The sequence below is a fragment of the Micromonospora globosa genome, assembly GCF_000717585.1.
Lineage (GTDB): Bacteria > Actinomycetota > Actinomycetes > Mycobacteriales > Micromonosporaceae > Micromonospora > Micromonospora aurantiaca.
The window spans coordinates 33,578-54,183 of the sequence record NZ_JNZR01000014.1; the positions used below are offsets into that span (position 1 = coordinate 33,578).

The window sequence follows — 20,606 nt, forward strand, 5'->3', positions numbered from 1 at the left end:
GCCGGTACGCCACGACGACGGCCGCTCCCGGGACTCCCGGGGGCGGCCGTCGTGCTGCCTCACCCGCCCCGGGTGAGGCCCGCTCACCCGGGGCGCGCGCAGGATCGCGGGTGCGGGACCACGTGCCCGCGCCGCCATCGACGGGAGGGGGAGCCGGATGGCCACCGACACGATCACGCGTACCGACCGGGACATCCAGTCCGCCGTGCTCGACGAGCTGACCTGGGAGCCGCGGGTCGGCCCGGACGAGATCGGGGTGACCGTCACCGAGGGCGTGGTGACGCTCACCGGACGGGTGGACAGCTACGCCAAGAAGTGGGCCGCCGAGCGGGCCGCGCACCGGGTCGCCCGCGTCCGCGCGGTCGCCAACGACATCGCCGTCCGGATCGACACCGCGGCCGGGCGGGAGGACCCGGAGATCGCGGTCGCGGCCGTACGGGCGCTGGAATGGGACGCGTTCGTGCCGATCGAGGCGTTGCAGGTGACGGTGGCCGACGGCTGGGTCACGCTGCACGGCGAGGTCGAGTGGGAGTACCAACGGCGGGCCGCCGAACGCTCGGTCGCCCGGCTCACCGGCGTGTGCGGGGTGAGCAACGGCATCGCGGTACGCCCCGCCGTGCGCGCCGACGGCGGTGACCTGGCCGAGCGGATCGTGGATGCGCTGGCCCGCAACGCCGCCACCGAGGCCGAGCAGGTCGACGTGCGGGTGCACGGCGACACGGTGCTGCTGGACGGGCAGGTCCACTCCGCAGGCGAGCGCGAGGAGATCGAGCGGGTGGTGTGGAACGCCCCGGGCATCCGGGAGGTGCGCAACCACCTCGCCGTGCGCTGACGGAACCACCCCGCCCGGGTGAGCCCGCCTCACCCGGGCCGCGGCCATGGTGGGAGGCATGAGTGATCCGAACGGGCTGATCACACCCGGGCGGGCCGCGCCCGGGTTCACGCTCCCGGCGGCGCCGGACGGACGGGAGGTGGGCCCCGGGCAGTTCCGGGGCCGTCCCGTGGTGCTGGCCTTCTACCCGGCGGACTGGTCACCTGTGTGCGGCGAGCAGATGACCCTGTACCAGGCCGCCCTGCCCGAGCTGGAGCGGTACGACGCGGTGCTGCTGGGCATCTCGGTGGACAGCGTCGACTCGCACCGGGCGTTCGCCGAGAGCCGGGGTATCCGGTTCCCGCTGCTCGCCGACTTCGAGCCCAAGGGCGAGGTGTCGCGCCGGTACGGCGCGTACGCGCCGCACGGGCAGTCGGACCGGGCACTCGTGGTCCTCGACCCGGACGGCCGGGTGGCCTGGAGCCATCTGTCCCCGCCCGAGGTGAACCCGGGCGTGGACGGGATCCTCGACGCACTGGAACAGCTGGACGCGGATCGGCGGGTGAGTACCGGATGACCACGCCCCTTCAGGTCACCACCGCGCGGCTGCGGATCCCGGTGACCGAACGCGACCATGTCCGCGGGCCGGTGGACGCGCCGGTCACCGTCGTCGAGTACGGCGACTTCCAGTGCCGGTTCTGCGGCGCCGCCTACCCGAACCTGGCGGAGGTGCTGCGCCAGCGGGCCGACATGGTGCGTCTGGTGTACCGGCACTTCCCGATCACCAACGTCCACCCGTACGCGGAGACCGCCGCGGAGACCGCCGAGGCCGCCGCCGCCCGGGGCCGGTTCTGGGAGATGTACGACTGGCTCTACCAGCACCAGGACCAGCTCGACCAGGTGCACCTGTCGCTCGGCGTCGAGCAGATCGGCCTGTCGCCGGAGGAGATCGCCGCGGAGGTCGGCCGGCAGGAGTACGCCGACCGGGTCCGGCAGGACTTCGTCGGCGGCATCCGCAGCGGCGTCAACGGCACCCCGACGTTGTTCGTCAACGACGTCCGGCACGACGGCGGCTACGACCTGGCCGAACTGCTGGCAGTGGTGGACGCCGCCACCGACGACGGCTGACTGTCAGATCAGCCGCAGCTCGCGCGCCCGCCGGACGGCGTCCCGCCGGCGGGTCGCGTCGAGCTTGCGGTAGATGTTGCGCACGTGCGTCTTGACCGTGTTGACCGACAATGACAGCTCGGCGGCGATCTCCACGTTGGACAGGATGCTCTGGAGATAGCGCAGGATGGTCAGTTCCCGCTCGGTGAGCGGCTCGTCGAGCGACCGGGCCGGACCGTCGGCCGGTGCCGCTGCCGGTTGCGCGTCCACGCCCCGGACCAGCTCGCTCACCGTGGCCCAGTACGCGGTGCCCGAGTCCAGGCGCGCGGCGAGCAGGTCCCGTACCCCCGGGTCGGCCCGGGTGAAGACGCGCCGGAAGCCGTCCGGCTCGGCGAGCGCCAGCACCTCCTCCAGCAGCCGTCCGGCGCGCCGAGCGTCACCGGAGGCGTCGGCGAGCGCCGCGTCGAGCAGCCCGGCGCCCAGCCGCACCGGCAGCGGCCAGTCCGCCGCGTCGGACGCGGTCCAGTCGGGCAGCGCACGCTCGGCCGCGCGGGCGTCACCGGCGCGCAGCCGCAGCCGCGCGGCCACCAGCGCCGGCGCCGGCCCGTCACCCGCCGCGTCGAGCAGCGTCCGGGCACCGTCGACGTCGCCGACGGCGGCGCGTACCTGGGCCTCGTCGGCGGCGAACCATTCGCCCAGCTCCGCGCCGGGCGCGACCGCGCGCGCCCCGGCGAGCGTGCGCAGCGCGCCGCCCGGGTCGCCGCCGTCGGCCAGCAGCCCGGCCCGGCACAGCGCGGTGAGCGCCGCGCCGCCCGGCTCCGCACCGGCCGGCCCGGCGAGCGCCAGGTGGGCCGTGGCCTCCGCCGGCCGGTCCCGCTGCCAGTCCACGAACGCCAGCGCCAGGTACGCGTAGCCGCAGTCGGACCGCGACGACCAGCCCTGACACGGCGGCATCGCCAGCGCCTCCCGGGCCAGTTCCTCGGCGGCCCGCAGCGCGCCCCGGGCCGCCTCCAGCAGCGCCGAGCGGCTGACGCAGAGCAGTTCGGTACGCGGCCGCCCGGCCCGCCGCGCCGCCTCCCGCGCGGCGGCGAACCGGTCCCGGGCCGTGGACAGCTCCCCCTCGGCCAGCGCGGCCAGCCCGTGCGCGGCACCGGCCACCGCGCGCACGTCGTCCCGCTCGGCCGTCCCGGCGCGCGGATCGCCGGGATCACCGGCAACGGCACTGTCGGCGTCCGGGCCGCCCGGGGACTCGTCAGCGGCGATGGTGGCCAGCAGGCGGTCGGCGGCCCGGCGTACCTCCTCGTGGTCGCCGCCGAGCCGGGCGAGGCTCAGTTCCACGGCGGCGGCCAGCCGGCCGAACCGGTCACGGCGGGGCGCGGGCAGGCCGGCGGCCTCGGTCAGCGCCCGCCGCAGCTGCGCGTCGGCGGCGACCCGATCCCCGGCGTACGCCCGTTCGGCGGCGGCGGCCAGCGCCAGCTCCGGATCCCGGCGGACCGCCTCGGCCGGCGGCTCGGACGGAGCGGGTACGGCGGCCGGCTCGTCCGGCGCCAGCTCGGGCCAGCGGGTGACGAGCAGTTCGGTGGCGTCGGCCCACTCACCGGCGAGAAGCGCATGCCGCAGCGCCTCGGCCGGACGGTCGTGGGTGCCGTACCAGCCGGCGGCCCGCCGGTGCAGTTCCCGCACCTCGTCGGCGGGCAGCCGGTCCAGCTCGTCGCGCAGCACGTCGGCCAGCAGCGGGTGCGGCCGGTACCAGGGTGGGCTGCCGCCGTCCTGGTGGAGGAAGCCGCCCTCCCGGGCCGCCTCGGCGAGCAGGTGCCCGGCGTCGGGCCGCCCGGTCAGCGCGGCCGCCAGGTCGGCGTGGACCGCGACGGCCACCGCCACCCGGCGCAGGACGTCGCGGGTCGCCGGTTCCAGCGGGGCGAGCACCTCGTCCCGCAGGTACGCGGCGACGTCCGGCTGGTCACCGGCGAACCGTTCCACGGTGCGCGCCGGGTCGGCGCCGTCGCCGAGCGCGAGCGCGGCGAAGCGCAGCCCGGCCGGCCAGCCGGTGGTCCGTTCGACGAGCCGGGTCACGGCCGGGGCGGGTACGGCCACGCCGTGCGCGACGAGCAGGTCGGCCACCTCGTCGGCGGTGAACGCCAGGTCGTCGGCGCCGATCACGGTCAGCTCGCCGGCCAGCCGCCAGCGGTGCAGCGCCAGCGGTGGTTCGCCTCGCGCGCCGGCCACCAGCCGCAAGCGGCCGTCGGAGTGCCGGAGCAGGAACTCCAGCCCGGTCAGGGCGGCCGGGTCGGTGACCCGGTGCAGGTCGTCCAGGACCAGCAGCACGGGTCGTTCACGGGTGGCGAGCGCGGCGGCGAGCGTTTCGAGCTGCTCGGGCCGGGGCGGCCCGTCCGGCATCGGTGGCGGCCCGTCGTCCGGATCGTCGGCGGCGGCGGTACGCAGGGCCGCCGCGAGGTAGCCCCAGAGCCGCCGGGTGGTCTCCCCCTCGGCCACCGTGACCCAGGCCGGCGCCGGCCCGTCCCGTTCCCCCTGCGCCCAGGTCGACAGCAGCGTCGTCTTGCCCCAGCCGGCCGGCGCGCAGACGAGCGTCACCGGCCCGGACGCGCCCTGTTCCAGCCGGTCGAGCAGCCGGGGACGCAGCAGGACCGGCTCGGGCGGCACGGGCGGCGTCAACCGGGACGCCAGCAGCGGCGGGCCACCCGGCAGCGCACCACCGGCGACATCGGGCGAATCGAGGCCGGTGGTGAGCAGATCGGGCGTACCGGTGATGTCGCTTGTGCCGCTCGGTGCGGTGACGACCTGGTCTGCCTCCTCCGGCATGCGTCCCTCCCCCCGTCGGTGCGGGCAGCGGTTACCCGCAGCGCGCCGGTTCACCCCTTCGGGGCGAACCCCGCTCACCCGGGCGGCGCGCACCCTGTAGGCACGCGGGGTGGCCGGACGGGTTGGCCGGCCACCCGGGGACGGCGGGAGGTCAGGTGGCGCGGAGCGGGCGGCTGGCGGCGGGCGTGCTGGTGCTGGCGGGGGTACGGGTGCTGGCTCCGGCGGGCGCGCGGGTGCTGGCCCGCCGCCGGGCGCGGCGGTCCGGCGCCGACCCGCGGCCGGGCCGGTGGCAGGTGGTGACGATCGCCGGGGCGCCCGAGCAGGTGCTCCCGGCCGGGCGGTGGCCCGAGCCGCTGCGCCGCCTCGACGGCGCGGTCGAGCTGTGGGCCCGTCCGGCCCCCGGCGGTCGCGGTACCGAGCTGGCGGTCCGCCCGCTGGGCGGGGAGTGCACGCTCCCGGGGTTCGCCGCACACCTGGTCGGCGACGACCCGGGCCGGTTCCTGCGCCACGTGCTGCGGCAGACCAAGCAGCTCCTGGAGACCGGCGAGGTGCTGCGGGCGGACCGTTCGCCGCTGGACCGGCCGGGGACCGTGACGTGAGGGCGCTGTGCTGGGCGGGAGCCGGTCTCGTGGAGGTGCGCCGCGTCCCGGACCCGGAGCTGCGCAACGCCCAGGACATGATCGTCCGGGTCCGGCGGAGCACGACCTGCGGCGCGGACCTGCCGCTTCTGGCCGGGCAGGTGCCCGAGGCGTCCGCCGGGGAGGTGCTCGGACGCGAGTTCCTCGGCGACGTGGTCGAGGTCGGTCCGGAGGTACGCCGGCACCGGGTCGCCGACCGGGTGGTGGTGGGCGCGGCGGTGGCCTGCGGGGCGTGCTGGTTCTGCCGGCAAGGGCTGCCGGCGTGCTGTGACAACGGCACGAGCGGCGTGGCGGCCGAGCCGGAGTGGGGGCAACCCCCCGCCGGCGGGTACGGCCGCCCGGCCCGGCTGGGCGGCTTCGCCGGTGGTCACGCCGAGTACGTGCGGGTGCCGTACGCCGATGTGGGCGCGTTCGCCGTGCCGGAGTCGGTGAGCGACGAGCGGGCGGTGTTCGCCGCCGACGCCGCACCGGCCGGCTGGTACGGCGCCGAGCTGGGCGAGGTCGCCCCCGGCGACGTGGTGGCGGTCTGGGGCGCGGGCGCGGTCGGCCAGCTCACCGCCGACGCGGCGGTGGCCCGGGGCGCGGACCGGGTGGTGGTGGTCGACGACCGGGACGACCGGCTGCGGATGGTCACCGGGCACGACGGCGTGGAGGCGCTCAACCACAGGTACGTGGACGTGCTCGCCGAGCTGCGCGAACGCAGCGGCGGCCGGGGCCCGGACGTGTGCGTCGACGCCTCCGGGGTGCCGGCCGCGCCGGGCCGGTGGCCGGTGGCCGAGCCGGACGGCGGGGCGGCGCTGCGCGAGGCGGTGCACGCCTGCCGCAAGGGCGGCGTGGTGGTGGTGCTCGGCGCCCGGCCCGGATTCGTGGACCGGTTCCCGCTCGGCGCGTTCGCCGACAAGGGGCTCGCCGTCCGCGCCGCCCGGCGCCGGGGCAGTGCCGCGATCCCGGCGCTGCTGGAACGGATGGCCCGCGACGAGCTGGTCACCGAGCACCTGGCCACCCATCGGATGCCGCTGGAGCGCGGCGCCGAGGGGTACGCGTTGTTCCGGGAGCGGGCCGACGGCTGCGTCCGGGTGCTCTTCACACCGTGAAGGTGAGCGCTGTGGATGGCACACTCGGCGGATGCGCGCAGACCGTCCGTACGACCTCGTCCTGTTCGGCGCCACCGGCTTCACCGGCGGACTGACCGCCGAGTACCTGGCCCGGCACGCGCCGGACCGGCTGCGCTGGGCACTCGCCGGGCGCAACCCGGACAAGCTGGCCGCGGTGCGGGACCGGCTGGCCGCGATCGACCCGGCCCTGGCCGACCTGCCGCTGCTCACCGCCGACGTGACCGACCCGGCGTCGCTGCGGGCGGTGGCGGAGAGCGCCCGGGTGGTGGCCACGACAGTCGGCCCGTACGTGCACCACGGCGAGCCGCTGGTGGCCGCCTGTGCCGCAGCCGGCACCGACTATCTCGACATCACCGGCGAGCCGGAGTTCGTCGACCGGATGTACGTGCGGCACCACGCCGAGGCGGTGCGCACCGGGGCACGCCTGGTGCACGCCTGCGGCTTCGACTCGATCCCGCACGACCTGGGCGTCTGGTACACGGTCAAGCAACTGCCGGCCGACGGGCCGATCGCCGTGGACGGCTACGTGCGGGCCGGTGGCCGGTTCTCGCCGGGACGTACCACTCGGCGCTCACCGCGTTCTCCCGTACCGGTGAGATGAGCCGGGCGGCGCGGGCCCGCCGGGCGATGGAGCCCGGCCCGGACGGACGCCGGGTCCGCGCGGTGCCGGGCAAGGTCGGCCGGGTACGCGAGTTCGGCCAGTGGGCGGTGCCGCTGCCCACCATCGACCCGCAGGTGGTCCGCCGGTCCGCGGCGGCCCGCCCGGAGTACGGCCCGGACTTCCGCTACCGGCACTTCGCGGCGATGAAGCGGCTGCCCACTGTGCTGGTCGCCGGCGTCGGACTGGCCGGTGTGGTGGGGTTGGTGAAGGTGGCGCCGACGCGGCGCTGGCTGCTCGGGCGGCTCGCCTCCGGGCAGGGCCCGACCGCCGAGCAGCGGGCCAAGTCGTGGTTCCGGGTGCGGTTCGTGGGCACCGCCGGCGACCGGCGGGTGGTGACCGAGGTGGCCGGCGGCGACCCGGGTTACGACGAGACGGCCAAGATGCTCGCCGAGTCGGCGCTGTGCCTGGCCTTCGACGACCTGCCGGAGACCGCCGGGCAGGTCACGCCGGTCGCGGCGATGGGTGACGCGCTGCTGGATCGGCTGGTACGCGCGGGCATCACGTTCCGCACGCTGCCGGCGTGAGGTTGACCCTCGACCCGCTTGAGGTCACAGGATGACGGCCGTGGAGAGCGAGCTTCGCAGCATCGGCGAACTGGCCCGGGCCAGCGGGTTGACGGTCAGCGCGCTGCGGTTCTACGACCGTTCCGGCGTGCTGGCCCCGGCCCGGGTGGACCCGGTGACCGGCTACCGCTGGTACACCGAGGAGCAGGTGGACCCGGCCCGCCTGGTAGCAGGGCTGCGCCGGGTGGGGATGCCGCTGGCCGGCATCGCCGAGGCGCTGCGGAACCGGCACCGGCCGGCCGAGGTGCGCCGGCTGCTGGACGCGCACCTGCGCCGCCTGGAGGACGGCCTGGCCGACGCGCGTCGCGAACTCTCCCGGATCCGTAGCCTGATCGACCCGGAGGAGACCATCGTGACCACCCGCCTCGTGCTGTCCCGCACCGACCTCGCCGCCGCCGTGGACGCCGTACGCTTCGCCGTCGGCGCCGACCCCGGCCTGCCGGTCCTGTCCGGCGTGCTGGTGGAGGTCGAGCCGGACGGCGTCCGGCTGGTCGCCACCGACCGGCACCGGCTCGCCGTGGCCCGGGTCGGCGGCACCGTCGACGGCCCGCCGGTGAGCGCGCTGCTGCCGGTGGCCGCCGTCGACGAACTCCGCGCGCTGCTGGATCTCGACGGCGCCGACTCCGCCGAGGTCGTCGTCGCCACCGACCGGGTGACTGTCACGGTGGCGGGCCGGCCGCTGACCGCCGTCCCGTTGCCGTACGACTTCCCCGACTACCGGCGGCTGCTGCGGGCGCAGCTCGGCGACGTGCCCACGTACCGGATCCCGTTCGACGGCGCGGCGCTGCGCGCGGCGCTCACCGCCGACGGCGTCCCGGTCTGCCACCGCGCGCACGAGGGAGTCGAGCACGAGGTGGTGGCGCTCGGCCTGGACGGCCGGGGTGAGCTGCGCCTGGTCGACCCGAACGGCGTGGTCGCCGCCGGGGGCGTGGAGGGCGGGGCGGGCGCGGCGGGCGCGGGCGGCCCGGATGCGCTTCGGGTGGCGGTGAACCGCGAGTACCTGCTGGACGCGCTGGGGTCCGGCGACGGCCAGCTCGTGCTGGAGCTGGACGGCCCGATCGCCCCGCTGGCCGTACGGCGGGCCGACGACGCGCACGCCTTCTCGGTCCTGATGCCGGTACGCCTCTGACGTTCCGCGCTCGCCGGCGTCGGTACCGCCCTGCGGCAGGCATCCGTGACTGTACGTGACGCCGCCGCCCTCCTGGGTGCGTCACCCCTCGCGCACTTTGCTCTGCAGCCATCCGCGCGACGCTGACGCTCCGTCGAACGCCGCGTCGGTGGCTGCAGAGCAAAGTCGCCGGAGGGGCATGTCCGCCGGAGAGCGGATCCGCGAGATTGACCAGGTCAGCGAACTAGCGAGCCGCAGCGGGGCGGCACGAGCACCGGAGCACCATCACGGAAAGTAAGAACGGCGCACCGACGGCGGCACCACCACGCACCGTCACCGGAAAGGGCCTCGCGGCGGCGGGCTGCGCGGGCCGGGCCGGGGCGGCGGGGGCGCGACGGTAGCATCTGGAGGTCCCACCTGACTGCCTGGACGGAGGCGTACGAGCAGCATGCTCGACATGGAGTTGATCCGGAAGGATCGCGAGGCGGTGGCGACCGCGCTGGCGAAGCGTCTGGATCCCGCCGAGGTCACCCGGGCGCTGGACGACATCCAGCGGCTCGACCAGGAACGACGCGCCCTGATCACGGAGATCGACGCCGAGCGGCAGCGCCGCAAGGCCGAGGCGCGCGCGTACGCGGAGGCGAAACGGTCCGGCGGCACGCCGCAGCCGGTCGCCCCGGAGGCCGAGCGCAAGCAGCTCGCGGAGCTGGAGTCCCAGCTCGACGAGGTGCAGTCCCGGCTCCGCTCGGCGATGAGCGAGCTGCCGAACCTGCCCGCCGAGGACGTGGTCCCCGGCGGCAAGGAGGCCAACCGGGTGGTGCGGACGTTCGGCGAGGCGCCGGCCATCGAGAAGGTACGCGACCACGTGGAGCTGAGCCGCGCGCTCGGCCTGGTCGACCACGAGCGGGGCGTGAAGCTCGGCGGCTCGGGCTTCTGGATGTACACCGGTCTGGGCGCCCGGCTGGAGTGGGCGCTGGTGAACTGGCTGATCGAGCAGAACATCCAGGCCGGCTACGAGTTCCTGCTCCCGCCGCACCTGCTGCTGGACAGCGCCGGTTTCGCCGCCGGGCAGTTCCCGAAGTTCCACGACGACGTCTACCACATCGACAAGCAGTCGTCCTCGCGCGGCCAGTTCCTGCTGCCCACCGCGGAGACGGCGATCCTCGGCGCGTACCAGGACGAGATCCTGGAGACGCCGAAGCTGCCGTTGAAGGCGTTCGCGTACACGCCGTGCTACCGGCGCGAGGCGGCCGGTTCGCACTCCGACGAGCGCGGCACCGTGCGCGGCCACCAGTTCAACAAGGTGGAGATCTTCCAGTTCACTCTGCCGGAGCAGGCGGGCGAGGCGCTGGAGGCGATGGTCGGGCACGTCGAGGGCCTGGTCGGCAAGCTCGGTCTGCACTTCCAGACCAGCCTGCTCGCCGCCGGTGACGCGAGCGCCTCGATGAAGAAGACGCTCGACGTCGAGGTGTGGATGCCGAGCACCGGCAAGTACAAGGAGGTGTCGTCGGTCTCCTGGGCCGGCGACTACCAGGCCCGCCGGGCGGCGATCCGCTACCGCGAGCCGGGCGCGAAGCAGACCCGTTTCGTGCACACGCTCAACGGCTCGGCGCTCGCCACCAGCCGCCTGTTCCCAGCCATCCTGGAGCAGTGCCAGCAGCCCGACGGCTCGGTGGTGGTCCCGGAGGTCCTCCGCGACAAGCTCGGCACCGACCGCCTCACCCCGCGCTGACCCGCGTCCCCGTCCCCGCCCCCGTCCCCGTCTCTCCCCCGCGATCTTGCACTTCCGGCCCGCGAGAAGTCCGCTTCACCCCTTCCGCCCGGGCACCAACTGCAAGATCGCGGGAGAGGGAGCGGGGGAGGGAGAGGGAGCGGGGGCGGCGGGTGAGGGCGGCGAGGAGCAGCGCGGCTAGGAGCAGCGTCGTGAGGACGGCGGGGCCTAGCGTGTCGACTGTGCTCACCACTGACTGCTGGATGCGGGCGGCGGTGCGGATGACCGGGTCGGTGAAGGCGTCGTAGCGGCCCTGGGCGAGGCGTACCTCGTACCAGCCGTACCAGGCGACGTAGCCGCCCGCTACCAGCAGCACCAGGCCGCTCAGCCGCGGCACCCACGCGCCCGCGCCGCGCAGCCGCGCCACGACCCGGCCGCGCAGCAGCGCCACGGCGAGCGCGGCCACGCCGACCACGAGCGCCATCCCCAGCGCGTACGCGCCGAACAGCGCCAGGCCGCGCAGCGGCGACCCGGCCCGCAGGCTGGTCACCACGATCGCCAGGAACGGCGCGATCGCGCAGGTCAGCGACGTGAGCGCGTACGCCGCGCCGAACAGCGCCATGGACGGCCAGGTGCGGGTGAGCCGGGGCGCGACACGCAGCGGGCGCGGCGTGGGCAGCTTCCGACCGGCGAGCAGCCAGCATCCGGCCAGCGCCAGCAGCACGCCGAGCGTCACCGTCAGCCACGGCAGCCGGGGCCGCAGCCAGTCCGCCGCCGGTGCCAGGGCGAGCCCGAACGCGCCGAACACCAGCACGTACCCGAGGGTGAGACCGGCCGTCGCGGTGAGCGCGCGTCCGACCGCGCCGCGCCCGCCGTCGGGGCCGGCGACGAGCAGCGAGAGGTACGCGGGCAGCATCGCGAAGCCGCACGGGTTGACCGCGCCGAGCATGCCCGCGGTGAGCGCGAGCAGCAGCGCGCCGGTCATCCCCGGGCCAGCGTCTCGACCTGCCGGGTCAGTGCCTCGCCGTCCAGGAATCCCTGGTGGACGACCCGGCCGGTGCGGTCCAGGACGACGAATGTGCTCTGCTCGGCCACCTTGAACCGGCGCCACAGCGCGCCCGCCCGGTCGTCGATCTGTGTCGTGCCGCCCAGGTCGAACTCGGTGACGAACGACTTCATCGCCTTCTGCTCGCCGAGTCCGGCGACGCCGACGATGGGGACGGTGTCGCGGTAGGTGGGGGCGATCTCGGCCACCGTCCACGCCTGGCTGGCGCAGGTGGCGCACCAGGGCGCCCAGAACCAGAGCACGACCGGCCGCCCGGCCAGGGCGGCGGCGTCGAACGCCGTACCGTCGAGGGTCTTGCCGGTGAACGACAGCGCGGCCGGCACCGTGGCCGGTGACGCGGACGCCGGTGCGGATGCCGGCCCGGACGGGGACGCGGCGGCCGGGGGTGCCGGTGCGACCGCTCCGGCCCGGTCCCCGGGCTCGGGCCCGGCGGCGCAGGCGGTCGCGGCGGCGAGCGTGGCGGCCAGTACGGCGGCGGCTGTCACACGAGCGGCGGTACGCATCGGCGGCTCCTGGTTCTACTCGGCCCGGACCAGGCGGAGCGCGAGTTCGGGACAGACCTTGACCGCCTTGAGCGCGCCCTCGCGCAGCCACGTCGGCACCGGGGTGGGCGGGAACGCCGGGTAGCCGTTGCCGTCGAGCCGGATGAAGTCCGGTACGACGTGCGCACACAGCCCGTGGCCGTCGCAGCGCGACCAGTCCAGGGTGAGCTTCTGCGGGTTGGCGTCCGGCGCGCCGGGCAGGCCCATCATGCCCTTGACGCGTTTGCCGCAGCCCTCGCCGGTGGCGTGCAGCCGCAGGTCGTCGGCGAACACCTCCATGGCGGACAGCGCGAACCGGGCGGTGCCGTCCGGGTGGCTGCACGCGCCGCGTCCCTTGACGTCGCCGGCGGCGGCCCGGACCAGTTCGACCGGTGCGCTGCCGGAGACCGCGAGGTCGACCGAGCGGGCCAGGTCGGGCAGGCCCATCTTGCACGGGCCGCACTGCCCGGCGGACTCGCCCGCGAGGTAGCGCACCACCTGGGCGGCCTCGCCGAGCGGGCAGGTGTCGGCGCCGAGCGGCACGATGATGCCGGCGCCGAGCGTGCCGCCCACTGCGGTGAGCCCTTTGCGGGACACCTCGGCCCGCTCGGCGGCCGCCGCGGTGATCCACTTGCCGTGGTAGCCGCCCATCAGGATGCCCGGGCCGGGCGGCACCTCGCACAGGTCGAGGATCTCCCGCAGCGGTGTGCCCGCGGCGCACTCCACCACGGCGGGGCGCTTCGCCGACCCGGTGACTGTGAGCAGCACGGTGCCCGGCTCGTCGTCGGTGCCGAGCGCGGCGTACTCGTACGGGCCGATCCGGGCGGCGACGGCGAGCTGGGAATACGTCTCGGCGTTCGACAGCAGCGTGGGCAGACCGCCGACGCCGGAGTCGCTGGAGCGCTTCTTCGTGCCGGGCGGGATGTGCGGCAGGCCGTTGATGCCGTTGACCAGCGCGCCGCCCTCACCGGAGATGAACCGGTGCGGCACCGTGACGATGGTGGTCGGCACCGGCATCCGCCGTTCCTGCAACGCCTCGGTCAGCGAGGGCCGGCCCACGTCGTCGTCGGCCACCCCGATCACGATCTCCTCGGCGTCGAGCGCGAACGCGGCGAGCGCGGCGCCGTCCAGGATGAGGTGCGGGGCGCGGGTGAGCAGCACCTTGTCCTTCCAGCTGGCCGGCTCCCCCTCGGTGGCGTTGACCACCACCACGGCGCCGAGGTCCTGCCGCTCGCAGGACTCCAGCACGGCGCGCAGCTTGCGGGCGAACGGGAAGCCCGCGCCGCCCTTGCCCTTGAGGTCGATCGCCTCGGCGAGTCGCAGCAGCGCCGCCGGTTCCATCGGGCCGATCGGGCCGTGCACCTCCTCGTGGGCCAGCAGGTCGAGCCGGCCGAACTCGGCGAACCCGGCGGTCAGGCGGGGCTCGCCGACACAGGCGACCGGCGGGACCGTCGTGCGCGTCACCGGGCCTCACCTCGCAGCCCGGCCCAGTACGCGCCGTCGACCGCGTCCGCGTCGGCCCGCTTGCGACGGCCGGACCGGCTCTCCTTGCCCGCGCGCATCGCCCGGCGGGAGGCGAGGTCGACGAGCGTCGGGGTGTCGTCCACGAACGCCTCGTCGGCGGCGTAGCGGGCCGGCGGGCGCCAGTAGTCCGGCTCCTCCGGCACGTCCTCCTCGTCGCGGTAGCGGCGGCCGGACCCGCTGAGCGGTTCGGCCGAGAGCGGGGTGCCGGAGATCGGGCCGGCCGAGATCGGCTCACCGGAGATCGGGCGGCTCTCCCAGCGGCGCGGGCTGTCCCACGGCTCCTCCGGCTCGTCGGTCGCGCGCGGCGGCGCGGAGTAGCGGGCAACCTCGGCCGCGGTGGCGTACCGGCTGCTGTCCGGGGGTGCGGAGTGGCGGCCGCCGGTGTCCGGCGGCGCCGAGTGCCGGCCGCCGCTCTCCGGCGGAGCCGAGTACCTGGCGACCAGATCCTCGTCGTCCCGGGACCGGCGGCTCACCCGCTCCTCGTTCCGGGACCGGCGGGTCACGCGCTCCTCGTCGTCGCGGCGACGGCGGCGGGGCCGCTCGCCGTCGGTCCGGCGGGCCGGCGCCGCCTCCTCGTCGCGGGCGCGGACGACGGGCTCGCGCTCCTCGTCGCGGCGGCGGGCGGGCGCCTCCTGGGTGCGGGCGCGCCGGGCAGGCGCGTCCGGTTCGGCGTCGCGCCGCCGGGCGGCTGCCGCGCGGACCGGCTCGCGCAGCGACCCGGGTTCCGGCACCACGGGTACGGCGAACCGCTCCGGGTCGCGCCGCCGGGCGGTGCCCGCCGGTGCGGTCCAGGTGGCTGTCGCCTCGGCCCAGCGGCCCCGGCCGGTGCCGCTGTCCTCCTTGTCCGCGGCCTTCTTCCGGGTGAGCGCGGCGAACACGCCGGTACGCTCCTCGCCCTTGCCGGCCATCGCCTTGTTGAGCGCGACGGCCTGGTGCTGCTCGCGGCTGCGCTTGCCGAGGTGGACCGAGACGCGGACCAGCAGCGCCATCACCACCAGCACCACGCAGGCGAGGTAGCTCAGCACCACCCAGCCGGCGGCGGGCCGGCCGGCGTTGAGGCCGTGCACGAGCGCGAACGGCCAGGACACGTACGCCATCGAGTGCAGTCCGCGCCAGAACCACTTCGGGCCGACGCCGGCGAACCGGACCCGGATCAGGCCGGTCCAGAGCACGCCCACCATCAGCAGCGCGGCGACGGTGCCGAGCCCGATGTAGAGGCCGCTGCCGCTGATGAACGGCACCACCGCGTCGGTCGGCCCGGCCCGGCCGATCGCGACCTTGGTGATGACGTGGAAGACCAGCCCGGCCACGCCGAGCACGCCGGTGGCGCGGTGCGCCGACTGGAGCAGCACGCGGTGCCGGATGAGCAGCACCAGGCGGTCGGTGGCGAGCAGGCCCAGCATCACGGTGATGCTGAGCGAGACCAGGGCGACCACCCCGGCGAAGAACTCGGTGAAGAAGAATCCGTACGAGTACATGACGCCGCCGGCGCCGGCCAGCTCCACCCCGGCCCACGCGAGGCCGAGCGCGGAGGCGGTCAGCGCCACCATCGCGGACTTCGACATCGTCCGGGCACCACGACTGGTGGTGGTGGTCCGGACGGTCGTCGCCTTCTCGTTCTGCTGTGCCCGGGCCATCTGCTCCTCGATCGTCTCGCGGCGGCGCCCCCACCGGCCGACCCTGCTCCCACCTCAGGTACGGAGGGACGGCTCGGACGGATCACCTCCGGTGGCGAATTTCTCGGCCGGATTCTCGAACCGTCCGGACCGGACGCGCGTGTAGCGCCTGACGCAACGACGGATGCCCATGCGTTGACAGACTTTGCAACAGGCTCGTAACCTTGCCGCAAAATTTCAGGCTGGTTGCAAGAAGCCAGCACTGATACAGGCTCCACTCCCCCGCATCCCCGCACCCCGCAGGAGTCCTGATGCATCGACGCCGATGCCGCGCCGCCGCGCTCGCCCTGGGTCTGGCCGCGAGTCTGCTCGTCCCCCTCACCGCGGCGGCACCCCCGGCCGCCGCCGCCACCCCCGGCGCCAAGAAGGTCATCGTCCAGCTCTTCGAGTGGAACTGGACCTCGGTTGCCGCCGAGTGCACCAGCACGCTGGGCCCGAAGGGCTACGGCTACGTGCAGGTGTCCCCGCCGCAGGAGCACGTCAACAGCAGCCCGTGGTGGGTGTCGTACCAGCCGGTCAGCTACCGGATCGAGTCCCGCAAGGGCACCCGCGCGCAGTTCCAGTCCATGGTGAACACGTGTCACGCCGCGGGCGTCAAGGTGATCGTCGACGCCGTGGTCAACCACATGTCCGGGCAGGACAACGGCGGCACCGGCTGGGCCGGCTCGTCGTACGGCCACTACAACTACCCGGGCGTCTACTCGGCGCAGGACTTCCACTACTGCGGCCGCAACGGCAACAACGACATCGCCAACTACAACGACCGGTACGAGGTGCAGAACTGCGAGCTGGTCAACCTCGCCGACCTCAAGACCGAGTCGGAGTACGTGCGTGGCCGGCTGGCCGCGTACCTCAACGACCTGCTCTCGCTCGGCGTCGACGGTTTCCGCCTGGACGGCAGCAAGCACATGCCGGCCGCCGACATCGCGGCGATCAAGGCCAAGCTGAACCGCAGCGCGTACCTGGTGCAGGAGGTCATCTACGGCGCCGGTGAGCCGATCCAGCCGACCGAGTACACCGGCAACGGCGACGTGCACGAGTTCCGGTACGGCAAGGACCTGGCCCGGATGTTCAACAACGAGCGGCTCGCGTACCTGCGGAACTTCGGCGAGTCCTGGGGCTACCTGTCGAGCGCGAAGGCGGTGGTCTTCACCGACAACCACGACACCCAGCGCGAGGGTGGCGTGCTCACCTACCGCAACCGCGGCACGTACGCGCTCGCCAACGCGTTCATGCTCGCCTGGCCGTACGGCACCCCGGCGGTGATGTCGAGCTTCACCTACAGCGGCCGGGACCAGGGCCCGCCCGCCGACGGCAGCAACCGGATCACCAACGTCACCTGCTACTCGGGCTGGGAGTGCGAGCACCGCTGGCCGGTCATCGCCAACATGGTCGGCTTCCGCAACGCCACCGAGGGCGCCGGGGTCTCCAACTGGTACGACAACGGCTACCAGCACATCGCGTTCAGCCGTACCGGCAAGGGCTACCTGACGATCAACGACGAGGACAGCGCGGTGAACGGCCGGTCGTACTACACCGGGCTGCCGGCGGGCCGCTACTGCGACGTCATCCACGGCACGTTCAGCAACGGCTCGTGCAGCGGCCCGGTGATCACCGTGGACTCGTCCGGCTGGTTCGCCGCGAACATCGCCGCGCACGACGGAATCGCCATCCACATCGGCGCGAAGCTCAGCTGAGCCACCCGGGCCGCGAAGCCCCCGTACCCGCAGTACCGGGTACGGGGGCTTCCGGTCGGTTACAGTCGGTTTCGTGCTTTTCGACCGGTTCGCCACGCGCCGGCCTCCCGGCTGGCTGATCGCCGCGCTCGCCGTACCGCTGCTGCTCGTCACCGCGCTGCTGGTCGGCCGCGCGCTCACCGCCGCGCCCGCGCGCCAGGCGGCGCCACCCGCCGCCGCGCCACCGGCCACGACCGCCGCGCCGAGCCCGTCGCCGGTGGAGTCGGTGCCGCCCGCCGCGCCGGCACCGGACGACCTGCCGGTGGTCACCTACGACCCGGCGCCGCGCGGCTTCCCGCCCGACCCGGACCCGGCCGACACCCGCCCGCTGAGCGAAGGGCTGCGCCCGAACCGGAACGTGGCCGCCTACGACGCACCGGGCGGCCGTCCGCTGGCGTTCCTCGCGCCGACCATCAGCGGCGTACGGCTCACCGTGCCGATCGTCGACCGCCGCTCCGGCTGGACGGCGGTGCTGCTGCCGTCGGCGAACCGCACCATCGCCTGGCTGCCGTCCGGCGGCTGGACCACTGTGGTGCTGCGCGACCAGATCGTGGTGGAGCGGCGCACCCACCGCCTCACCTGGAGCCGGGACGGGCGCGCGATGCGCACCTGGCCGGTCAGCCTCGGCATGTCCGGGCAGCTCACCCCGCTGGGCCGTACGTTCGTGCTGGGCCGCACCCCGCCCCCGGAGGCCGTCTACGGCGGCGTCGACATCTTCGCCCTCGGTGCGATCCCCGACGACCCGGACGCGGTGCCGACCGGGTTGCGCGGGGCCCACATCGGCCTGCACAGCTGGTACAACGACGACACGCTCGGCAAGAACGTCACGAACGGCTGCATCCGGCTGACCCGCAGCGCCCAGCGCCTGCTGCTGACCGAGGTCGAGCCGGGCACCGCCTTCGTGGTGGTCGACCGCCTGCCCTGACCGGGCTCGGCCCAGCAGCCGGCCGTCGGCCCGGATCCGCTCAGGCCGTCGCGCCGCCGTCGACCGCGATCGACGCGCCGGTGATGTGCCGTCCGCCGGCGCCCACCAGGTGACTGACAGTCGCCGCCACGTCGTCCGGATCCGCGTACCGGCCGAGGGCGATGTGCGACCGCTGCCCGTCCGCGCCCGCGCTGTCCGCCGGGTTCATGTCGGTGTCGGTCGAGCCGGGCAGGATCAGGTTGACGGTGATCCCACGCGGACCGAGCTCGCGGGCGAGCGCCCGGGTCAGCCCGTTCACGGCGCTCTTGGTCATCGCGTACGCGCTCACCCCGGGTGCCGGGACACGGCTGGCGAAGCTGCTGCCGATGTTGACGATCCGCCCACCCACACCCATGTGGCGTACCGCCGCCTGGGTGACGAGGTAGACCCCGCGCACGTTCACCGCGATCGCCCGGTCCAGGGCCTCGAGGCTGACCGACTCGATCGGCCCACCCGCGAACACCCCGGCGTTGTTGACCAGGATGTCCAACCGCCCCAACTCGGCGACGGTCCGCTCCACGGCGCCGACCACGGCCGTCGCGTCGGTACTGTCCGCATTGATCGCCAGCCCGGTCCGGCCGTACGCCTCGATCTGGCTCACCACGGACTTCGCGCTGTCCTCCGCGGTGCGGTAGGTGAACGCGACGTGGATGCCGTCCTCGGCCAGCCGGCGCGCGACGGCGGCGCCGATACCCCGGCTCCCGCCCGTCACCAGGGCAACCCTGTCGGCAAGTCTGACCGTCATGCCGTCATCCTGACAGTCGACTCAGGACGCTGATCATCCGGGCCACCCGTCCGTTCCCTGTCCGTTCGATCAGACAGGATTGCCGGCACCCAGTCCGGGTACGCGCGGGCCGTCCAGCGGCGAAACGGGGAGACTAGACATGAGCGCACCGACGGGACGGGTCGACACGATCGTGCTCATCCACGGGCTCTGGATGACCTCGCGGAGCTGGGAGCACTGGGCGCAGCGGTACGCCGCGCGCGGCTTCCAGGTGCTCACGCCCGCCTGGCCCGGCATGGACCGCGAGGTGGAGGAGCTGCGGGCCGACCCGGCGCCGATCGCCGCGCAGCGCATCGCCGACATCGCCGACCACTACGAGGCGATCATCAGGGACCTGCCGCGCCCGCCGATCATCATGGGCCACTCGTTCGGCGGCCTGATCGCCCAGTTGCTGGCGGACCGCCGCCTCGGCGCCGCGGTGGTCGCCGTGCACCCCGCGCCGGTACGGGGCGTGCTCAAGCTGCCGCCCAGCACGCTGCGCTCCGGGTACTCCATCCTGCACAACCCGGCCAACCGGCACCGCGCGGTGCCGTTCACACCGGAGGACTTCCGGTACGCCTTCGGCAACACCATCAGCCAGGAGCAGTCCGACGCGGCCTGGGAGCGGTACGCCGTACCGGGCGCCGGACACGTGCTGTTCGAGGCGGCGTTCGCCAACCTGGATCCGAACTCGGCCACCGAGATCGACAAGAAGCGCAGCGACCGCGCCCCGCTGCTGATCACCGCGGGCGGCGAGGACCACGTGGTGCCCGCGTCGCTTGCCACCAGCATCTCCAACCTCTACCGGAGTTCGACGGCGCTCACCGGCTACCGGGAGTTCCCCGGCCGGTCGCACTTCGTCGGCGGCGAACCGGGCTGGGAGGAGGAGGCGGACTTCGCGCTGGAGTGGGCGGTGGAGGCGGCGAACGAGTTCTCCCCGACGGTGGTCGCCGAGGCCCCTCGACGGCGCTGACCCCCGGCGGTCGCTCATCGCGGCCGGAACCGCCGGGAGCACTCACCGTCGTGTCCGGGCCGGAGCAGACACCGCTGCCCGCCGGGCAGCAACCGGTCGCAGAACACCCAGTGGCGGACGTTCTGGTCGTCCTCCGCCGAGACAGTGGTGCCGCCCGGCTCGGTCTGCGGCAGAACGTGGGTCCAGTACGCCACCACCCTCGCCAGCCGCTGAGCGGAGAGCAGGTCGTTGACGACGACCGGCAGATGGATCACCCAGCGCTCGGTCACCTGTCGTACCCCCGTTCGTTGCGGGCCTGGGCCTGCTCCGACTGCCAGCGGCGCAGCGCGTTCTTGATCCGGTCCGTCTCCCGGCGGCTCTGCGCCAGCGCGTCGTAGACGGCGGCCAGGTCACCGGCGACGCGGTCGAGGAACTCCCGCACCTCCTGCGGGTCGAGCCCGCGCCGGCCCAGCGGGGTCGTCCGGAAGCTCCGCTCGCGCACCTGCCAGGGGCGCAGCGGGTGGTAGGCCGACGAGCGATAGCAGGTCGATCCGAGGACCGACCGCCGGCGACGCCGGACACGCCGGAGGAAGACGCGCATGGCAGGACCTGCCTCTCACCGTCGAGATCGAACCGTGGAAGGGGTGGATCCGCCGACCCGCCCCGCACCGGCGGACCCACCCCGGCACCTGCCACCGCAGCCTTCGACCAGCAGTACGTCAGCAGGGCTCACATGGCCACTGAGCAGCGAGAACTCCACAGTGGCCGCAGAGGCAGTGAAGCACTGGACAAGCGCAATTGCAACATTGCAATAGCAGCTTGGCGATAGCGACCTACCCAAAGAAAGATACTCGCTGTGACGTGTCTATT

At 74.5% G+C, this 20,606-nt stretch carries 18 protein-coding genes and 1 pseudogene; 11 read left to right on the forward strand and 8 right to left on the reverse strand.

All coding sequences use genetic code 11. The features are described from left to right. The first annotated feature begins 157 nt into the window (after window positions 1-157). From IF06_RS0114790 to IF06_RS0114800, 3 genes are read left to right on the forward strand one after another with little or no spacing between them, the layout of a single operon-like run. Window positions 158-832: a BON domain-containing protein gene (locus IF06_RS0114790; protein WP_030271660.1), complete on the forward strand. Its 675-nt coding sequence runs from the start codon at window positions 158-160 to the stop codon at window positions 830-832. Window positions 833-890: 58 nt separating this feature from the next. Continuing rightward, on the forward strand, window positions 891-1,388 hold the full coding sequence (locus IF06_RS0114795) for a redoxin domain-containing protein (protein ID WP_013475609.1): 498 nt from the start codon (window positions 891-893) through the stop codon (window positions 1,386-1,388). Beyond that, window positions 1,385-1,939, forward strand: coding sequence for a DsbA family protein (locus IF06_RS0114800; protein ID WP_013475608.1), 555 nt, complete (start codon window positions 1,385-1,387; stop codon window positions 1,937-1,939). The genes IF06_RS0114795 and IF06_RS0114800 overlap by 4 nt, the downstream gene beginning before the upstream one ends. A gap of 3 nt (window positions 1,940-1,942) precedes the next feature. On the opposite strand, the gene IF06_RS0114805 is transcribed toward IF06_RS0114800, so the two are convergent. After that, window positions 1,943-4,738: a LuxR C-terminal-related transcriptional regulator gene (locus IF06_RS0114805; RefSeq protein WP_030271661.1), complete on the reverse strand. Its 2,796-nt coding sequence runs from the start codon at window positions 4,736-4,738 to the stop codon at window positions 1,943-1,945. Between the two features lie 155 nt (window positions 4,739-4,893). On the opposite strand from IF06_RS0114805, the gene IF06_RS0114810 reads away from it, so the two are divergent. The 5 genes and pseudogenes from IF06_RS0114810 to serS all read left to right on the forward strand — a co-directional run bounded on the left by IF06_RS0114810 (window position 4,894) and on the right by serS (window position 10,555). Further along, window positions 4,894-5,337 carry a hypothetical protein gene (locus IF06_RS0114810; protein ID WP_013287855.1) on the forward strand — a complete coding sequence of 148 codons (444 nt, stop codon included), beginning with the start codon at window positions 4,894-4,896 and terminating at the stop codon, window positions 5,335-5,337. Beyond that, on the forward strand, window positions 5,334-6,470 hold the full coding sequence (locus tag IF06_RS0114815; RefSeq protein ID WP_030271662.1) for an alcohol dehydrogenase catalytic domain-containing protein: 1,137 nt from the start codon (window positions 5,334-5,336) through the stop codon (window positions 6,468-6,470). The genes IF06_RS0114810 and IF06_RS0114815 overlap by 4 nt, the downstream gene beginning before the upstream one ends. Before the next feature lie 31 nt (window positions 6,471-6,501). After that, window positions 6,502-7,676 (forward strand): annotated as a pseudogene (locus tag IF06_RS32165) (saccharopine dehydrogenase family protein). A gap of 31 nt (window positions 7,677-7,707) precedes the next feature. Further along, the gene (locus IF06_RS0114825; RefSeq protein WP_030271663.1) at window positions 7,708-8,844 is read left to right on the forward strand and encodes a MerR family transcriptional regulator; all 1,137 of its coding nucleotides are present in this window, start codon (window positions 7,708-7,710) and stop codon (window positions 8,842-8,844) included. 427 nt (window positions 8,845-9,271) lie between these two features. Then, window positions 9,272-10,555 (forward strand): serine--tRNA ligase, encoded by a 1,284-nt coding sequence (gene serS / locus IF06_RS0114830; protein WP_013287859.1) that lies wholly within the window; start codon window positions 9,272-9,274, stop codon window positions 10,553-10,555. On the opposite strand, the gene IF06_RS0114835 is transcribed toward serS, so the two are convergent. From IF06_RS0114835 to IF06_RS0114850, 4 genes are read right to left on the reverse strand one after another with little or no spacing between them, the layout of a single operon-like run. Further along, entirely contained in the window at window positions 10,542-11,519 is a 978-nt protein-coding gene (locus tag IF06_RS0114835; RefSeq protein ID WP_030271664.1) for a cytochrome c biogenesis CcdA family protein, read from the reverse strand. The genes serS and IF06_RS0114835 overlap by 14 nt on opposite strands. Continuing rightward, window positions 11,516-12,103: a TlpA family protein disulfide reductase gene (locus tag IF06_RS0114840; protein WP_030271666.1), complete on the reverse strand. Its 588-nt coding sequence runs from the start codon at window positions 12,101-12,103 to the stop codon at window positions 11,516-11,518. The genes IF06_RS0114835 and IF06_RS0114840 overlap by 4 nt, the downstream gene beginning before the upstream one ends. A 15-nt stretch (window positions 12,104-12,118) precedes the next feature. After that, window positions 12,119-13,585: an NADH-quinone oxidoreductase subunit NuoF family protein gene (locus tag IF06_RS0114845; RefSeq protein ID WP_013287862.1), complete on the reverse strand. Its 1,467-nt coding sequence runs from the start codon at window positions 13,583-13,585 to the stop codon at window positions 12,119-12,121. Next, window positions 13,582-15,282, reverse strand: coding sequence for a hypothetical protein (locus tag IF06_RS0114850; RefSeq protein ID WP_013287863.1), 1,701 nt, complete (start codon window positions 15,280-15,282; stop codon window positions 13,582-13,584). The genes IF06_RS0114845 and IF06_RS0114850 overlap by 4 nt, the downstream gene beginning before the upstream one ends. Window positions 15,283-15,572: 290 nt before the next feature. Between IF06_RS0114850 and IF06_RS0114855 the strand changes: the two genes are divergently transcribed. Both IF06_RS0114855 and IF06_RS0114860 read left to right on the forward strand, forming a co-directional pair. Beyond that, entirely contained in the window at window positions 15,573-17,018 is a 1,446-nt protein-coding gene (locus IF06_RS0114855) for an alpha-amylase (RefSeq protein WP_030271667.1), read from the forward strand. A 73-nt stretch (window positions 17,019-17,091) separates the two neighbouring features. Then, entirely contained in the window at window positions 17,092-17,982 is an 891-nt protein-coding gene (locus tag IF06_RS0114860; RefSeq protein ID WP_030271669.1) for a L,D-transpeptidase, read from the forward strand. 40 nt (window positions 17,983-18,022) lie between these two features. Here IF06_RS0114860 and IF06_RS0114865 read toward each other — a convergent pair whose 3' ends face one another. Next, entirely contained in the window at window positions 18,023-18,766 is a 744-nt protein-coding gene (locus IF06_RS0114865) for an SDR family NAD(P)-dependent oxidoreductase (protein WP_030271671.1), read from the reverse strand. 139 nt (window positions 18,767-18,905) lie between these two features. Here IF06_RS0114865 and IF06_RS0114870 point away from each other — a divergent pair, with 139 nt between their 5' ends. Continuing rightward, window positions 18,906-19,757, forward strand: a complete 852-nt coding sequence (locus IF06_RS0114870) for an alpha/beta hydrolase (protein WP_013287867.1) — start codon at window positions 18,906-18,908, stop codon at window positions 19,755-19,757. A 14-nt stretch (window positions 19,758-19,771) separates the two neighbouring features. On the opposite strand, the gene IF06_RS0114875 is transcribed toward IF06_RS0114870, so the two are convergent. Both IF06_RS0114875 and IF06_RS0114880 read right to left on the reverse strand, forming a co-directional pair. After that, window positions 19,772-20,026, reverse strand: coding sequence for a hypothetical protein (locus IF06_RS0114875; RefSeq protein ID WP_030271674.1), 255 nt, complete (start codon window positions 20,024-20,026; stop codon window positions 19,772-19,774). Continuing rightward, complete coding sequence (locus IF06_RS0114880) at window positions 20,023-20,337, reverse strand: DivIVA domain-containing protein (RefSeq protein WP_030271676.1); 315 nt, start codon at window positions 20,335-20,337, stop codon at window positions 20,023-20,025. Before IF06_RS0114880 ends, IF06_RS0114875 begins: the two co-directional genes overlap by 4 nt. Between the last annotated feature and the right edge of the window lie 269 nt (window positions 20,338-20,606).